At 67.1% G+C, this 16,295-nt stretch carries 14 protein-coding genes; 5 read left to right on the top strand and 9 right to left on the bottom strand.

Going from position 1 to position 16,295, the window contains the following annotated elements:
* Positions 1-143 precede the first annotated feature (143 nt).
* A complete protein-coding gene (locus tag QM789_RS08690) occupies positions 144-1,043 on the top strand; it encodes a DUF1223 domain-containing protein (RefSeq protein WP_420351527.1) in 900 nt (299 codons plus the stop codon).
* On the opposite strand, the gene QM789_RS08695 is transcribed toward QM789_RS08690, so the two are convergent.
* From QM789_RS08695 to tkt, 3 genes are read right to left on the bottom strand one after another with little or no spacing between them, the layout of a single operon-like run.
* Complete coding sequence (locus QM789_RS08695; RefSeq protein ID WP_420351528.1) at positions 1,040-1,924, bottom strand: lysophospholipid acyltransferase family protein; 885 nt, start codon at positions 1,922-1,924, stop codon at positions 1,040-1,042. The genes QM789_RS08690 and QM789_RS08695 overlap by 4 nt on opposite strands.
* The gene (locus QM789_RS08700) at positions 1,921-2,820 is read right to left on the bottom strand and encodes a DMT family transporter (protein ID WP_420351529.1); all 900 of its coding nucleotides are present in this window, start codon (positions 2,818-2,820) and stop codon (positions 1,921-1,923) included. Before QM789_RS08700 ends, QM789_RS08695 begins: the two co-directional genes overlap by 4 nt.
* A complete protein-coding gene (gene tkt / locus QM789_RS08705) occupies positions 2,817-4,835 on the bottom strand; it encodes a transketolase (protein WP_420351530.1) in 2,019 nt (672 codons plus the stop codon). The genes QM789_RS08700 and tkt overlap by 4 nt, the downstream gene beginning before the upstream one ends.
* 199 nt (positions 4,836-5,034) lie before the next feature.
* Here tkt and QM789_RS08710 point away from each other — a divergent pair, with 199 nt between their 5' ends.
* Together QM789_RS08710 and QM789_RS08715 are read left to right on the top strand one after the other, a co-directional pair.
* Positions 5,035-5,571: a hypothetical protein gene (locus QM789_RS08710; protein ID WP_420351531.1), complete on the top strand. Its 537-nt coding sequence runs from the start codon at positions 5,035-5,037 to the stop codon at positions 5,569-5,571.
* 6 nt (positions 5,572-5,577) lie between these two features.
* A complete protein-coding gene (locus QM789_RS08715) occupies positions 5,578-6,387 on the top strand; it encodes a cell division protein ZapA (RefSeq protein ID WP_420351532.1) in 810 nt (269 codons plus the stop codon).
* Between the two features lie 85 nt (positions 6,388-6,472).
* Here the strand turns inward: QM789_RS08715 and purF are convergent, their stop codons facing one another.
* From purF to alr, 6 genes are all read right to left on the bottom strand, one after another.
* Positions 6,473-7,948, bottom strand: coding sequence for an amidophosphoribosyltransferase (purF, locus tag QM789_RS08720; RefSeq protein ID WP_420351533.1), 1,476 nt, complete (start codon positions 7,946-7,948; stop codon positions 6,473-6,475).
* 105 nt (positions 7,949-8,053) lie between these two features.
* Positions 8,054-8,629, bottom strand: a complete 576-nt coding sequence (locus tag QM789_RS08725; protein ID WP_420351534.1) for a CvpA family protein — start codon at positions 8,627-8,629, stop codon at positions 8,054-8,056.
* Between the two features lie 24 nt (positions 8,630-8,653).
* Complete coding sequence (radA, locus tag QM789_RS08730; protein ID WP_420351535.1) at positions 8,654-10,021, bottom strand: DNA repair protein RadA; 1,368 nt, start codon at positions 10,019-10,021, stop codon at positions 8,654-8,656.
* Positions 10,021-10,764 carry an ABC transporter ATP-binding protein gene (locus QM789_RS08735; RefSeq protein ID WP_420351536.1) on the bottom strand — a complete coding sequence of 248 codons (744 nt, stop codon included), beginning with the start codon at positions 10,762-10,764 and terminating at the stop codon, positions 10,021-10,023. Before QM789_RS08735 ends, radA begins: the two co-directional genes overlap by 1 nt.
* Positions 10,761-11,540, bottom strand: coding sequence for an MlaE family ABC transporter permease (locus tag QM789_RS08740; protein WP_420351537.1), 780 nt, complete (start codon positions 11,538-11,540; stop codon positions 10,761-10,763). Before QM789_RS08740 ends, QM789_RS08735 begins: the two co-directional genes overlap by 4 nt.
* On the bottom strand, positions 11,537-12,586 hold the full coding sequence (gene alr / locus QM789_RS08745; protein WP_420351538.1) for an alanine racemase: 1,050 nt from the start codon (positions 12,584-12,586) through the stop codon (positions 11,537-11,539). The genes QM789_RS08740 and alr overlap by 4 nt, the downstream gene beginning before the upstream one ends.
* A gap of 117 nt (positions 12,587-12,703) precedes the next feature.
* Between alr and QM789_RS08750 the strand changes: the two genes are divergently transcribed.
* Complete coding sequence (locus QM789_RS08750; RefSeq protein WP_420351539.1) at positions 12,704-13,876, top strand: RsmB/NOP family class I SAM-dependent RNA methyltransferase; 1,173 nt, start codon at positions 12,704-12,706, stop codon at positions 13,874-13,876.
* A gap of 78 nt (positions 13,877-13,954) precedes the next feature.
* Positions 13,955-16,246, top strand: a complete 2,292-nt coding sequence (locus tag QM789_RS08755) for an ATP-binding protein (RefSeq protein WP_420351540.1) — start codon at positions 13,955-13,957, stop codon at positions 16,244-16,246.
* Positions 16,247-16,295: the final 49 nt, after the last annotated feature.

Raw genomic sequence — 16,295 nt, forward strand, 5'->3', positions numbered from 1 at the left:
GTGAAATTTGTATACCGTTGCATACCGAATTTGCGGCGGCAGGGGCATTCCGGAACGTAACGTTGCCCGAAAAAATCGCAAAACCTTGATTGGCAAACGGCCCCCCCGGGCCTTAGGAAGGAGCCGCAATGGAAAGGGGCGCAATGACACGGGCAAGCGCGATCATCGGCTCCGCGGCGGGGGGATGGCTGGCACTCGGCCTGGTTCTGGGTGCGGCGCCCTCGGCGATGGCGCAATCGGTGGAGCCCGGTCCGGCGGCCGAGGCGTCCCGCCCCTCGTTGGTCGACAATCTGGAACGGGCCCTGCGCAATGCGATTTCGCGGGGCGGCGCCCCGGCGGAGACGACCGGCACCATGCCGCTCGCGGCCCGTGCGGAGGGCAGCGCGGCGCGGGGGCCGGTGGTGGTGGAGATGTTCACCTCGCAGGGCTGTTCCTCCTGTCCTCCGGCGGATGAGATGTTCAACCGCTTTGCACAGCGCCCGGATGTGATCGCGCTGGCGCTGCATGTCGATTACTGGGATTATCTCGGATGGGAGGATCCCTTCGCCCAGCCCGCCTTCACCGGCCGCCAGAAGGCCTATGCCCGCGCCGCCGGAAGCCGGTCGATCTTCACCCCGCAGATCATCGTCGAAGGGGCGGTTTCGCTGGTCGGCGGCGACGAGGCGGCGCTCGATGCCTTGGTCGCACAGCAAAAGGCGCTGCCCGCGGCGGTGTCGCTGACGGTATCGGGGGGCAAGGGGCAATATGCGATCGAACTGCATGCGGACCCGCCGCTGCCGCGCGGGGCGGTGGTGCAGATCGTGCGTTACATGCCGCAGGCGCGGGTCGAGATCCTGCGCGGGGAAAACGCCGGTCTGGTCGTCGATTATTCCAATGTCGTGACCGCCTGGCATGCCGTGGCGGATTGGGACGGGGTGACACCCACCCGGTTCAATACCCGGATCGACGGCGATGAACCCGCCGTCGTGATCATTCAAGGCACGCTTCCGGGCAAGGCCGCCGCGCTGCCGGGGCCGATCCTGGCCGCGGCGCATCTGAACTAGCCGCCCTTCACATCCTTCCAGCGCCGATGCACCCAGAGCCATTGATCCATATGGGCGCGCACCTGTGCCTCCAGCCGGTCGTTGAGCGTCTGGGTCATGGTCAGGGGGTCGCTGTGCGGGATCGGCGCCTCGATCAGGATGCGGAAGGAGAGCCCGTCCGGCTGCCGGATCGCATAGATCTGGATCAGGTCGCAATCGAGCTTCAGCGCCATTTCCGCCGCCGAGGTCGGCGTCCGCGCGGGCAGGCCGAAGAAGGTCAGCGGTGCGCCGCTGCGGAAATACTGGTCGAAGCCGAAGGCCACCATGCCGCCCGACCGCAGGAAGCGCAGCATGGCGCGCAGATCCTTGTCCCGGGCGAAGAGCGGCTCGGAAATGCTGGTGATCGCCTCGACGTAATGGCTGTTGAACAGGGTGTTGTTCATCGGCCGGTAGATCGCGCCCACCGGATAGCCCCGGCTGGTCAGCGCGGCGCGCCAAGCGTCGTAATTGCCGAAATGGCCCGGCGCGATGATCACCGGCCGATGCGCCTCCTTCGCCGCCTGTAGCGCGGCGACCCCGGGGCCTTCGAGCGGCAGGTCGCGCATCCGTTCGATGAATTCCTTGCCGGAATAGGTCTCGGCGATCGAGCGGCCCATGTTGTCGGGCACGGCGCGGACCAGATGCTCGACCTGCTCGCGCGGCATGTCGGGGAAGGTCAGCGCCAGATTGCGCCGGATCCGCCGCCGGAACCCCGCCACCGGCGCGACCAGCCGCGACATCACCCAGCCGACCATCGGGATCCGCCGCTCATAGGGCAGGGCGCGCGCCACCGCCATCAGCGCCCGGAAGGCGCCATCGGTCAGGCGGTCGGTCAGGCTGGGTTTGGGGGGGGCTTCGGTCATCGACTGGTCATCCGTTCTCGGTGCCAGACATAAAGCCCGGCTCCGACGATCACAAGCGCGCCGATCACCGTCCACTGGTCGGGCAACTGGCCGAAGATCACCCAGCCCCACATCCCGGAAAAAATCAGCCCGAAATAGCCGATCGGCGCCAGCGCCCCGGCTTCGGTCAGGTTGAAGGCGCGGATCACCAGCGCCTGCCCGATCGTGCCCAGAACGCCGATGGCGAGGAACAGCGGCAGGTCCACGGTCGCCACCTCCTTCCAGAAGAACGGCAGGGCGAGCGAACTGAGCAGAGTGCCCACGGTCGCCGACCACAGGATGGAGGTCGCCAGCCCGTCCGAGCGCACCCGCCGCGTCAGCAGATTGCCCGCCGTATAGGTCAGCGCGGAGGCCAGCACCACCAGCCCCATCGGGTCGAATGTGCGCAGCCCGGGCCGCAGGATGATCAGCGCCCCCAGAAACGCCACCGCGATCCCGGCGATCCGGCGCGGGCCGATCCGCTCGCCCAGAAACAGTGCGGCGCCAAGGGTGATCAGCACGGGGTTGATGTCGAACAGCGTCGCCGCCTCGGCCAGGCCCATGAACTGGATCGCGAAGAAGTAAAGCGTGATCGTCGCCATCTGGCACAGCCCGCGCGACAGCTGCAACCCCGGCTGGCGCGAACGGAACAGCGGCAGCAGCCGCCCCCGGAACAGCAGGCACATCACCAGCAGGTTGATCGCGAACCGGGTCCAGATCATCTGCATCGGGTGGTAGCGCTCGGCCAGCAGCTTGGCGCAGGCATCCATCAGCGTGAAGGCCAGCAGCGAGGCGATCAGCAGCAGGATGCCAAGACTCGCCCCCCGCGGCAGAACCGCGGGGGTTTGATCGGGATCCGGGGCCCCGGTAGGGATCAAAGCAGGCTCTTGACCTTCTCGGCGACCGCCTCGGGGGTGATGCCGAACTTTTCATAAAGCACATCCGCCGGGGCCGAGGCGCCGAAGCTCTCCATCCCGACGAAGCCCGCCTTCTTCTCGGTGCCGCGCTCGCCCATGAGCCAGCGGTCCCAGGGTTGGCGCACCGCTGCCTCGACCGCCACGCGCACCGCGCCCGGGGGCAGGATCCGGCGGCGATAGCTTTCGTCCTGCGCCGCGAACAGCTCCATGCAGGGGACGGAAACGACCCGCGTGCCGATCGCCTGACCTTGCAGGATGTCACGCGCCTTCAGTGCAATCTCCACCTCGGAACCGGTTGCCAGCAGGATCGCCTGCCGCTTGCCCGCCGCTTCCTCAAGGATATAGGCGCCCTTGGCCGACAGGTTCGCATTGGTGTGGGTCTTGCGCAGCGTCGGCAGGTTCTGCCGGCTCAGCGCCAGAACCGAAGGGGTGCGCTCGGACGACAGCGCGAGTTCCCACGCCTCCGCCGTTTCCACCACATCCGCCGGGCGGAAGGTCCAGGTGTTCGGCGTCGCGCGGCAGATCGCCAGATGCTCCACCGGCTGGTGTGTCGGTCCGTCTTCGCCAAGGCCGATGCTGTCATGCGTCATGACATAAACCGCCGGAACCCCCATCAGCGCCGAAAGCCGCATCGCGCCGCGGGCGTAATCGGTGAAGCAGAAGAACGTCCCGCCGTAGGGCCGCACGCCGCCATGCAGGAACAGCCCGTTCATCGCAGCCGCCATGCCGTGTTCGCGGATGCCGTAACGGACATAACGGCCCTTGCGGTTGTCGGGCATGAAGTCGCCAAGGCCCGGCGTCAGCGTCAGGTTCGAGCCGGTCAGGTCGGCGGAGCCGCCGATGGTTTCCGGGATCACCGGGTTCACCGCCGCCAGCACCATTTCCGATGCCTTGCGGGTGGCGACCTTCGGCGCGGCCTCGGACTGCGCCTTCTTGAAGGCGCGGATCGCCGAGGCGAGCTTCTTCGACACGCCGCCCGCCATCTGGCGTTCAAACTCGGCCTTCTTCGCGGGGGAGAGCGTGTTGAGCCGGGCCTCCCATTCGATCCGCTGCGAAGACCCCTTCGTGCCGATCACTTCCCATTCGGCCTTGATGTCGCCGGGGATCTCGAACGGACCATAGGGCCAGCCGTAAATCTCCTTCGTCGCCGTGATCTCGGCATCACCCAGGGGCGAACCGTGCACCGAATAGCTGTCCGCTTTCGAGGGCGAACCGAAGCCGATGATCGTCTTGCAATCGACCAGCACCGGACCCTTGGCCTTTTTCGCCTCGGTCAGGGCGCGGTCGATGTCCGCCGGATCATGGCCGTCGCAGGCCAGCACCGTCCAGCCGGAGGCGGCGAAGCGCTTGTGCTGATCGGTGACGTCGGCGACCGTCACCCGGCCGTCGATGGTGATGTTGTTGTTGTCCCAAAGGACGATCAGGTTGTCGAGATCCTGCTTCCCGGCAAGGCCGATCGCCTCTTGCGAGATGCCTTCCATCAGGCAGCCGTCGCCCGCGATCACCCAGATCTTGTGATCGACGATCTTCCGGCCGAAGCGCGCGGCCATCGACTTTTCCGCGATCGCCATGCCGACGGCGGTCGAAATCCCCTGGCCGAGCGGGCCGGTCGTGGTCTCGACGCCCTCCAGATGGCCGTATTCCGGATGCCCCGCCATGCGCGAGCCCCATTGCCGGAACGATTTGATCTGATCCAGCGTCGCTTGTTCGTAGCCGGTCAGGTGCAGCAGCGCGTAAAGCAGCATCGAGCCATGGCCCGCCGACAGCACGAACCGGTCCCGGTCGGCCCAGCGGGGCATCTTGGCGTCGAATTTCAGGTGGTTGCGGTACAGCACCGTCGCCACATCGGCCATGCCCATCGGCATGCCGGGATGGCCGGAGTTGGCGGCCTGCACCGCATCCATCGCCAAGGCGCGGATGGCGGTGGCGAGCTTCCAGTGGTCGGGATGCGTTGCGCGGAGCGTGGCGATGTCCAAGGGCCTCTCCTTCGGTCTTGCTCTGTTGGCGTTAACTCGCGCTTCTGATAGCAGGGATCGGGGCAAGATCAAGCGCAAGCCCCAAGTGCTTGATGCAAAAGGGTGGGATGCCCCGCATCGCCACGGTAAACTGGCCGGGACCGGTCCGGGGACGCGATTCGCCGCCGGAAACAGAAGACGAGAGGGCGCGACAGGGCAGATGGACGAGATCGACGAATACGGACGGCGGATCGGCTTCGCGCTGGAACGGATCGAGCGTGGAGTGGTGGCGCTGAAGGCGCATGCCCCTGCGGTTCTGCCGGGTCGGGAAGCCGGTCCCGATAATCCGGTCTGGGCCGAATTCGCGGCGCAGGACAAGGCCGAGATCGCGCGTCTGCGCGAGGCGCTCGACGCCGAGCGGGCGGAGAAGGCGCAACTGGCCGAGCGGGTCCGCGCGCTGCGCGAAAAGCAGGAGACGACGCTTTCCGCGATGGAGAAGCGGCTGGTGCAGGCGACGCAGGTGATGGAGGTTGCGCAGGCCGAAAACACCCGGCTCAAGCGCGCCAATGCCGATCTGGCGGAGGCCAACCGGGTGCTGGTCGAGGCCGGGACGGATCCCGCGCCGCATCTGGTGAACTCCGCGTTGCAGGCGGAACTGGATGCGCTGCGGGCGGAGCGGGCGCTGGAGGTTGCGGAACTCGATGCGATCCTTGCGGGGCTGGAACCGCTGATCGAGACACATGGCAAGCGGGGGTAACGGGCAATGCCTGATTTGACGATCTCGATCGGGGGGCGCGATTTCGAGGTGTCCTGCCAGGCGGGCGAGGAGCATTTCCTGCGCACCGCCGCCGGTATGCTGGACAATGAGGCGAGTGCCCTTCTGTCCCAGATCGGGCGGCTGCCGGAAGCGCGGATGCTGCTGATGGTCGGGCTGATGATGGCGGACAAGGCGGCCGGGATGGAGGATCAGTTGCGCGATCTTCAGGGCCGGCTGGACGAGGTTGCGGCGCAGATGTCCGATGCGCAGCGCGTGATCGACGCCGCCCGGGCCGATGCGCAGGCGCGCGCCGATGCCGCGCAGGCCGAGGCGGAGGCCCGGATCGCGGCGGCGGAAGCCGCCGTGGAGGACCGCATCGCCGCCGCCCAAGCCGAAGCACAGGACCGTATCGCCGCGCTGGAAGCCGAAATGGAAAGCCGGACTACCGCCACGGATGCGGGCATCGCGGCAGCGGAGGCCGAAGCACAGGCGCAGATTGCGGCGATGGAAGCCGATGCGCGGGCGCGCATTGCGGCGGTGGAGGCCGACGCGCAGGAGCGGGTTGCCGCCGCCGAAGCCGAAGCGCAGGCCCGGATCGCGGATGCCGAATCCCGGATCGCCCCCCCTCAGGCCGAGCCGGGCGCAGAGGCCGTCCGGGCCGAGGCCGAGCGGATCATCGCCGAAGCACAGGCGCAGGCCGAGCAGATCCGGGCCGAAGCCGGGACATCGGCGATTCCCGAAGATCTGTTCCAGATGCTGGAAAACCTCGCGGCGCGTGCCGAGGAATTGGCGGATCAGGCCGAGGGGGCGGACTGAGCGCCCCATCTCCGCATCCGGGGCGCGCTGACGACCCGGATGCCCGAAATGATTGCACAGGCGGTTCGCCTGCGCATCGGGGTGATTACTCTGCCGCCTTCATCTCGAAGCCCTTGGCCAGTTGGTCGGCCGGGGCGATCGGGTATTCGCCCGAGAAGCAGGCGTCGCAATATTGCGGGCAATCGTCGTTGCGCCCGCCTGCCTCGCCCGCCGCGCGATAGAGACCGTCGAGCGAGATGAATTTCAGGCTGTCCACGCCGATCCAGTCGCGCATCTCGTCCTCGCTCATCCGCGCGGCGAGCAGCTTGTTCCGGTCGGGCGTGTCGACACCGTAGAAACAGGGCCAGGCGGTCGGCGGGCTGGCGATGCGGAAATGCACCTCTGCCGCACCGGCTTCGATGATCATCTCCTTGATCTTGCGCGAGGTGGTGCCGCGCACGACCGAATCATCGACCAGGATCACCCGCTTGCCCTTCACCAGCGAGCGGTTGACGTTCAGCTTCAGCCGCACGCCCATGTTGCGGATCTGCTCGGTCGGCTCGATGAAGGTCCGGCCCATGTATTGGTTGCGGGTGATGCCAAGCGCGAAGGGAATGCCCGATTCCTGGCTGAAACCGATGGCGGCGGGCGTGCCCGAATCCGGCACCGGGCAGACCAGATCGGCCTCGACCGGTGCCTCGCGCGCGAGTTCCACGCCGATCTGGCGGCGCGTCTCGTAAACCGAACGCCCGCCGATGATGCTGTCCGGGCGCGAGAAATAGACGTGCTCAAAGATGCAGAACCGCGCGCTTGACGGATGGAAGGGGCGGGAGCTTTCAATCCGCCCGTCCTGAATGATCACCATCTCGCCCGGATCAATTTCGCGCACGAAATCCGCGCCGATGATGTCGAGACCGCAGGTTTCGGACGACAGCACATAGCCGTTGTCGCCAATCCGGCCCAGCACCAGCGGCCGCACGCCCAGCGGGTCGCGCACGCCGATCAGCTTCGTACGGGTCATCGCCACGACCGAGAACGCCCCTTCGCAGCGGCGCAGCGCATCGGCGATCCGGTCGGCATGGGTCTTCTGGAACGAACGCGCCATCAGGTGGATGATACATTCCGAATCCGAAGACGACTGGAAGATCGCGCCATGTTCGATCAGCTCGCGCCGCAGCGATTCCGCATTGGTCAGGTTGCCGTTATGCGCGATCGCCGCGCCGCCCATGGAGAATTCGCCGAAGAAGGGCTGCACGTCGCGGATCGCCGCCGCCTTCTTGCCCGCCGTCGAATAACGAACATGCCCGATCGCAAGGGGACCGGGCAGCGTTTCCATCAGCGAGGCTTTGGTGAAATTGTCGCGCACATAGCCGAAGCGACGGGCTGAGTTGAAGCCGTGTTCGGCATCATGGGCGACGATACCGCCCGCCTCCTGTCCCCGGTGCTGCAACGCATGCAGCCCGAGCGCCACGAAATTCGCCGCGTCGTTCACGCCGATCACGCCGAAGATCCCGCATTCTTCCTTCAGCTTGTCGTCATCGAAGGGATGCGAGAACAGAACGGGGCTGGCCGGTTGGGTCATGGGGGGGAGTCCTTGTCCGGGGGCTTGCGCGCGACATTTAATGCGAAACGGGAAGGCTGTTAACCCCTCCCGCTGTGTTTGCTGTCACAATTTACCGCCGAAGGCTCATTCCACTGTCGTCGTGGTGGGCGCGGGGCAGTTCGCGACCAGTTGTTCATAGCGCGCGACGACCCAGCCGGGCGCGTCGGTCGGCACCTGCTGCTCCAGCTTGTCGCTCAGCCCGGCGAAGATGCTGGCGGAGCGCGACTGGTCGATCATCGGCACGGAATTCGCGCCGCCGACCCGATCGTAAAGCACGAAGGCCACCGCGATCAGCACCACCCCGCGCACCACGCCGAACAGGAAGCCCAGCCCCTGATCCAGCCCGCCGAGCGCCGAGCGCTGGATCACCGTCGCAAACAGCGGCGTGATCACCGAGAACACCACGAGCGCCAGCGCGAAGACCGCGGCAAAGGCGCCGATCGTGGCCAGTTCGCAGCTATCGCCCAGGAACTTGTTCAGGAACGGCAGCTGCGCGATCATCGGCCGCGCAGCGGGCGCGAACAGGAAGGCGACGACCGCCGCCGCGATCCAGCCGACGATGGCCAGCCCCTCGCGCACGAAGCCGCGGCTGTAGGCGAGGATCGCCGACAGGATGATGACGACGGCCACGATGGCGTCAACGATGGTGAAACCTTCCATGATCCCTGCGCTTGCCTGAGGGCGCTATCCCGCGCCGAACATGTCTCCGACGAAAGTCACGAGATCGGGCAGCTTGCGCAGCCGCATCCCGTCGCTTCCCTCGACCTTGGTGCCCCGCGGGGCGATCGCCTGTGTGAAACCAAGTTTCTCGGCCTCTTTCAACCTGTTTTCCGCCTGTCCCACCGGCCGGAGCGCGGCAGATAGTGAGATTTCTCCGAAAATCACCATATCGGCGGGCAATGCGACGTCTTCGCGCGCGCTCAGCAGCGCCGCGGCGGCGGCCAGATCGGCGGCGGGTTCGGTGACCTTCATCCCCCCGGCGACGTTCAGGAACACGTCGAGCCCGGTGAAGGGGATGCCGCAGCGGCTTTCGAGCACAGCGAGGATGGTGGAAATCCGCCCGCTGTCGAGCCCCACCACCGTCCGGCGCGGCGAGGCGAGGGTGGAGGGCGCCACCAGCGCCTGGATTTCCGTCAGCACCGGGCGCGTGCCCTCGATCCCTGCGAAGACCGCCGATCCGGGGGCGGGTTCGCCGCGTTCGGAGAGGAACAGGGCGGAGGGATTCGCGACCTCGGCCAGCCCCGCGCCGGTCATCTCGAACACGCCGATCTCCGAGGCCGGGCCGAAGCGGTTCTTCACCGCGCGCAGGATGCGGAACTGATGGCCGCGCTCGCCCTCGAAATACAGCACGGTATCGACCATGTGTTCGACCACGCGCGGACCGGCGATCTGACCCTCCTTGGTGACATGGCCGACGATGACCACCGACACCCCGCGCGTTTTCGCGAAGGTCACCAGCTCATGCGCCGCCGCCCGCACCTGCGCGACGGAGCCGGGCGCCGATTCCACCATGTCGGCCCAGACGGTCTGGATCGAGTCGATCACCACCAGATCGGGCTTTTCGGCGTCGAGCGTGGTCAGGATGTCGCGCAGGTTGGTTTCCGCGCCAAGCCCCACCGGCGCATCCGCAAGGCCCAGCCGCCCGGCGCGCATCCGCACCTGCTCCGCCGCCTCTTCGCCCGAGATATACAGGCATTTCAGACCCTTGCGCGCGAAAGCCGCGACAGCTTGCAACAGCAGCGTGGACTTCCCGATGCCCGGATCGCCGCCCACCAGAATCGCCGAGGCCGGGACCAGCCCGCCGCCCAGAACCCGGTCGAATTCCACCATCCCCGAACAGGTCCGGGGCGGCGGCGGCTCATGGCTCGACAGGGTGGAGAGCGCGATCCGCTTGCCCTTCGCCGCGCCCAGCGAGCGCGACGCCGGGCCGGACGACAGCGGCGCCTCCTCCACAATCGTGTTCCAGGCGCCGCAGGCATCGCATTTGCCCGACCATTTGCGGTGAACCGCCCCGCAGGCGGTGCAGGTGAAGTGTGCCGTGGCCTTCGCCATCAGCGCAGCGCGGTGATCGGGCCTTCGGCGCGGCCGTTGATGAACTGCGTCACATAGGGGTCGTCGGTGGTTTTCAGATCCGCCACCGACCCTTGCCAGCGCAGGACGCCTTCGTGCAGCATCGTGACCTGATCGGCGATTTCGCGCACCGAGGTCATGTCATGGGTGATGGTGATGGCGGTCGCCCCCATCTCCGTCACGATGGAGCGGATCAGCTTGTTGATCACGCCCGACATGATCGGGTCGAGCCCGGCGGTGGGTTCGTCGAAGAAGATCACCTTCGGATCGGCAGCGATGGCGCGGGCAAGGCCCACGCGCTTCTGCATCCCGCCGGAGAGTTCCGCCGGAAACAGATCGGCGACCTCCGGCCCCATGCCGACGCGCTTCAGCTTGTCGATGGCGATGTCGCGCGCCTCCTTGCGGGAGCGCCGTTGCGGCCCGCGCAGCAGCCGGAAGGCGACATTCTGCCAGACGGTGAGGCTGTCGAACAGCGCCGCGCCCTGAAACAGCATGCCGAAATGCGACAGGAATTCCTCGCGCTCCTCTCCGGCGGGCTTGCCGTCGATGGTGATCGTGCCGCCGTCGGGTTTGACAAGGCCGAGGATACATTTCAGCAGGACCGATTTCCCGGTGCCGGAGCCGCCGATGACGACGAGGCTCTGCCCATCGGGAAGGGTCAGGTTGACGTCCTTGAGGACGACCTTCTTGCCGAAGGCTTTGTGCAGGTGCTGGAGTTCGATCATGAGGAGAAGAACACCTCCGTCAGCACATAGTTCGTGGCGAGGATCAGCACCGAGGCCGCGACCACGGCGGTTTTCGTCGCCGCGCCCACGCCCTGCGCGCCGCGGCCCGAGTTCATGCCGTAATAGCAGCCCATCAGCGCGATGACGAAGCCGAAGACCGCGCCCTTGACCAGCCCCGAGCCGACATCCCAGAATTCGAGGTAGTTGAAGGTGTTGCGGATATAGGTGGCGGAGTTGAAGCCGAGCCGCTCCGTCCCCACCAGCCAGCCGCCCATGATCCCGATGATGTCGCCCACCGCAACGAGGCAGGGCACCGAGAGCGTCGCCGCCAGCACGCGCGGGGCGGCGAGGTATTTCATCGGATCGGTCGAAAGGGTGGTCAGCGCGTCGATCTGCTCGGTCACCTTCATCGTGCCGATTTCAGCGGCGATGGAGGAGGCCACCCGCGCCGCGACCATCAACCCGCCCAGCACGGGGCCGAGTTCGCGCGTCATGCCGATGGCAACGATCGAGGGCACCACGGATTCGGCCGAGAACCGCGCCCCGCCCGCATAGATCTGCAACGCCAGCGCCGCGCCGGTGAAGATCGCCGTCATGCCGACGACCGGCAACGACAGCCAGCCGATCTGCATCACCGCCTGACCGAATTCGCGCAGGTAGAACGGCGGGCGCAGCATGTGCGACACCACGCGGATGGCGAAAAGCGTAATGCTGCCCGCGCCCGCAAGCCCGTTCAGCACCGACCGCCCGATCCCGGCCAGCAGCCGCGCGATCACGGATTGCCTCCGCAATACTGCCGCGCATAGCGGTGGCCCAGAGAGGTCAGGATTTCATAGCCGATGGTGCCGATCAGATCGGCGAGGGCATCGACCCCCTGCCGGTGGTTCAGCAGGTCGAGTTCCTTCGGCGTTTCGTCCAGATCGGTGATGTCCACTGTGATCAGGTCCATCGAGATCCGGCCGATGACGGGGCAGGGCGTATCGCCGAACCAGACCTGCGCCAGATTGCCCAGGCGGCGCGAAATCCCGTCGGCGTAGCCGGCGGCGAGGGTGGCGACCCGGCTCGGACGTTCGGCCGTCCAGGCGGCGGAATAGCCCACGGTTTCGCCCGGACGCACGTCGCGCACCTGAATGACGGGCAGCGAGAGGGTGACGACCGGCGTCGCATCCGCGAAGGGCATGCCGCCATACATCCCCATGCCGGGGCGGGTGATGTCGAAATGATAGTCCTTGCCCAGCACGATGCCGCCCGTCGCCGCGAGCGAGCGCGGCACGTTCATGCCCTCGGTCATCCGGCGGAATTCGGCCAGTTGCGCGGCATTCGCGGGATGGGCCGGATCGTCGGCGCAATAAAGGTGGCTCATGATCAGCTTCGGCCCCGCCTGCAACAGCGCGGGCGCGGCGGTGGCCCAGTCTTCGGCCTCGAACCCCAGCCGGTTCATCCCGGTGTCCAGCTGGATCCCGAAGTCATGGCGCGGCAGCGCCTCGAAATGGCGGGTCATCTGTTCGGGAGAGTTCAGCACCGGCGTCAGGCCGAGGTCGCCGATCATCTCGGTATCGCCCGCGCAATGGCCGGCGAAGATGAAGATCCGCGGCCCCTCGCCAAGCGCCTGCCGGACCGCGGCGCCCTCTTCGGCGCAGGCGACGAAGAACGTGCGGCAGCCCGCGCGCGCCAGCATCCGCGCGACCCGCGCGGCGCCCAGCCCGTAGCTGTCGGCCTTGACCACGGCGCCCAACTCGGTCGCCGTGTCCGTGAGCGCGTCCAGCGCGCGCCAGTTCGAAAGGATGGCATCGAGGTCGATGCGGAGCGATGCAGTAGCCATGCGGGTGTTCTTGGCCGTTGCCGGGCGAAGGTCAAGCGCAAAGCGCGCCGCTCGCGGGAGTTTGCCGGTGGCTTTTCGTCGCCCGCGCCGCTAGACCCGCGCCAAAGGAGCCCCCGCATGACCCCAGCCGCCCGACTTGCCGCCGCGATCGGCATCCTCGACCGGATCCTGGCCGGAGCACCCGCCGAACAGGCGCTGACGAACTGGAGCCGGGCCAGCCGTTTTGCCGGTTCGGGCGACCGGGGGGCGGTGCGCGATCACGTCTTCGATGCGCTGCGCTGCCGGGGCAGTTACGCGACGCTTGGTGGGCCGGATGGCCGGGGGCTGATGCTGGGGCTGGTCCGGGCGCAGGGGCTGGATCCGGCGCTGTTCGGGGCGGGCGGGCATGCGCCCGAGGCGCTGTCGCCCGGGGAACAGGCCCGATTCGCCGAACCGCTGCCGCCCGAGGATGATCTGGCCGCGCTGGACTGGCCCGAATGGATGCGGCCCCGGCTGGAGCGCGATCTGGGGCCGGATTTCCCTTCGGTCAGCCGGGCGATGCGGGCGCGCGCGCCGGTGTTCCTGCGGGTCAATCTGGCGCGTGTGACGCGGGACGCGGCGCGGGCTGTGTTGGCGGCCGAGGGGATTGCCACGATGCCGCATCCGCTGGCCACGACCGCGCTGGAGGTCACCGATGGCGCGCGCCGGATCCAGCAGTCGGCGGCCTATCGCGAAGGGCTGGTCGAGTTGCAGGACGCCGCCTCGCAGGCCGCGGTGGAGATGGTGCCGGTTTCGGATGGCGACCGCGTGCTGGACTATTGCGCGGGCGGCGGCGGCAAGGCGCTGGCGCTGGCCGCGCGGGCGCCGGGCGCGCGGATCACCGCGCATGACATCGACGCGGGCCGGATGCGCGACCTGCCCGAACGCGCGGCGCGCGCCGGGGCGCGGATCGCGCGGGCGCGGCCCGGCGGCGTCGAGGGGCAGTTCGATCTGGTGCTGGTCGATGCGCCCTGTTCCGGGTCGGGGACATGGCGGCGGACGCCCGATGCGAAATGGCGCCTGACGGAGGAGGGGTTGGCGCGGCTGGTTGCACTTCAGCGCGATATTCTGGCGCAGGCGGCGGGGTTCGTCGCCCCGGGTGGGCGGCTGTGCTACATGACCTGTTCGCTGCTTTCCTGCGAGGATGCGGAGCAGGCCGATCGTTTTGCCGCCGAAACGGGCTGGAGCGATCTGACGCGCCGGAGATTCCTGCCCGACGATGGCGGCGATGGTTTTTTCGTGGCAATCTGGCAAAGGCAGGATCGGAATTAACTGTCGCTTAATGCCTTTCCGTAGACAGTCGGGGAGATTGATTCTGGGGAAAGAGCCGTGTCGAATTCGGACATTCCAATGAGCAGCCGCAAGCCCGGCGGCACCGCCTGGCCTGTCCGCGAAGCATGGCTTTTCGGCGTCGGGGCGTGCCTTGCACTGCTGGCGTTCGCCATGACGGAGGCGCAGACACTCGTCCTGCTGCTCTCGGTGGGCGGCAGCCTGATGGTGCTGGCGGTGCTGATCCTTCTGGCGCGGCAGTTCCGCCGCCTTGCCGAAACGGCGTTTCGCGCCCGGATGGACTCCGCCTTCGGCCATGACGGCGCCGCGACCTTCGGCACCGATTCCGCGGGTATGATCCGGTATCAGAACGGAATTTCCCGGAGCCGCTTCGGTTCCGCTGAGGGCCGATCGCTCGCGGATATCCTGACAACCACGCTTGCCAGTCCGGATTCGGTCCTGGCGCGCGTGACTGGTCGTGCCACCGCGAAGGGGGCTGCGCAGGAGGATATCACCACCAGCCGCGGCGGAATACGCCTCGCCGTCCACCGTATCGGAGGGGACAGGGGGAGGTTGAGCCGGTTTGCCTGGCGGATCGAGGATCTTGCACCCGGCGAGGTTGGCGATGCCGGGGGCCTGCCGCGGCTGTCGCTGTCGAAAAACGGCGCGGTGGTGTCGATGAACCCCGCGCTGCGGGCGCTGGTGGGCGACAAGCCCACCACGTTGGAAGAGATCGTCACCGATCTGCCGCTGCGGCCCGGTGAGGAGCACGAACTGATCTCGGTCTCCGGCCCGATCCGCTGTTTCGTGACGGAAACGGAGGGGCAGGGCGACAGGCGTTCGATTTTCCTGATGCCGATCGCCGCAGGCAAGGCCGTCTCCCACGACCCGACGGCGTTCGACAGCCTGCCGGTGGCGCTGATCCGGCTGACGGCGGATGGCCGTGTAATGGCGGCCAACAATGCCGCGCGCGCGCTGCTGGGCGATATAGCTTGCGGCGCCAGCCTGTCCGATCTGTTCGAGGGGCTTGGCCGGCCGGTTGCCGACTGGGTTACCGACGCGCGCGCGGGCCGCACCGACCGCCGCCCGGAAGTGCTGCGCGCACGCGGGTTGGAGCGCGAGGTCTTCGTCCATGTGTCGCTCAATCGCGTGGTCGAGGAAGGCCGCGCCGGGCTTATCGCGGTGCTGTCGGACGCGACGCAGCTCAAGAAGCTTGAAGAGCAATTCGTCCAGAGCCAGAAAATGCAGGCGATCGGGCAGCTTGCGGGCGGCGTCGCGCATGATTTCAACAACCTGCTGACGGCGATTTCGGGGCATTGCGACCTGCTCATGCTGCGTCATGACAAGGGTGATCCGGATTACGCCGACCTCGATCAGATCAGCCAGAACGCCAACCGCGCGGCGGCGCTGGTGCGGCAACTGCTGGCCTTCTCGCGCAAGCAGACGCTGAATCCCCAGGTGATCGACATGCGCGACACGCTGTCAGACCTGACCCATCTGCTGAACCGTCTGGTGGGGGAGAAGGTGAAGCTGACGCTGTTGCATGATCCCGATCTGCGCCCGATCCGCGCCGACAAGCGCCAGATCGAGCAGGTGATCATGAATCTCGTCGTGAATGCGCGTGACGCCATGCCGGGCGGCGGGGATATCCGGATCGAGACAGAGAACCTGACGCTGACCGAGGATCTCAAGCGTGACCGGGTGTCGGTGCCAAAGGGTGACTATGTATGCGTGCGGGTGACGGACGAGGGAACCGGCATCGCGCCCGATACGCTGGCGAAGATTTTCGAGCCCTTCTTCACCACCAAGCGCACGGGTGAGGGGACTGGCCTCGGGCTGTCCACCGCTTATGGCATCGTCAAGCAGACCGGCGGCTATATCTTCTGCGATTCCGAGCTTGGCCATGGCTCGACCTTCATCCTTCTGTTGCCGACCTATGACCGGCTGGAGCTGGAAGAACCTGCGCCGCAATCCGTGTCGTCGGCGGAGGCCATGACCGAAAACGCCAGCGCGACGGTCCTGCTGGTCGAGGATGAGGCGCCTGTGCGCGCCTTCGCCTCGCGTGCGTTGCGACTGCGCGGCTATAGTGTTTTCGAGGCTGAGAACGCCGAGGATGCGCTGCGGATCCTGGAAGACCCTTCGCTTGCTTTCGACATTTTCGTCAGCGATGTGATCATGCCGGGGATGGATGGTCCGAGTTGGGTGGGAGAGGCCCGCAAGACCCGCCCCGACACGCCGGTGGTCTTCATCTCGGGCTATGCGGAGGACGTGTTCCGTGGCGGTCTGCCGCCGATCCCACGCTCCGCCTTCCTCCCGAAGCCTTTCTCGCTGAGCGAATTGACGGCCACGGTGCAGAATACCTTGGGGCGATGAAACCGAATTTGGTGTCCGATTGAAGGCATCCGCTCAAAAGCGCCGACGC

Source organism: Paenirhodobacter sp. (genome assembly GCF_047600745.1).
Taxonomy (GTDB): Bacteria; Pseudomonadota; Alphaproteobacteria; order Rhodobacterales; family Rhodobacteraceae; genus Rhodobacter.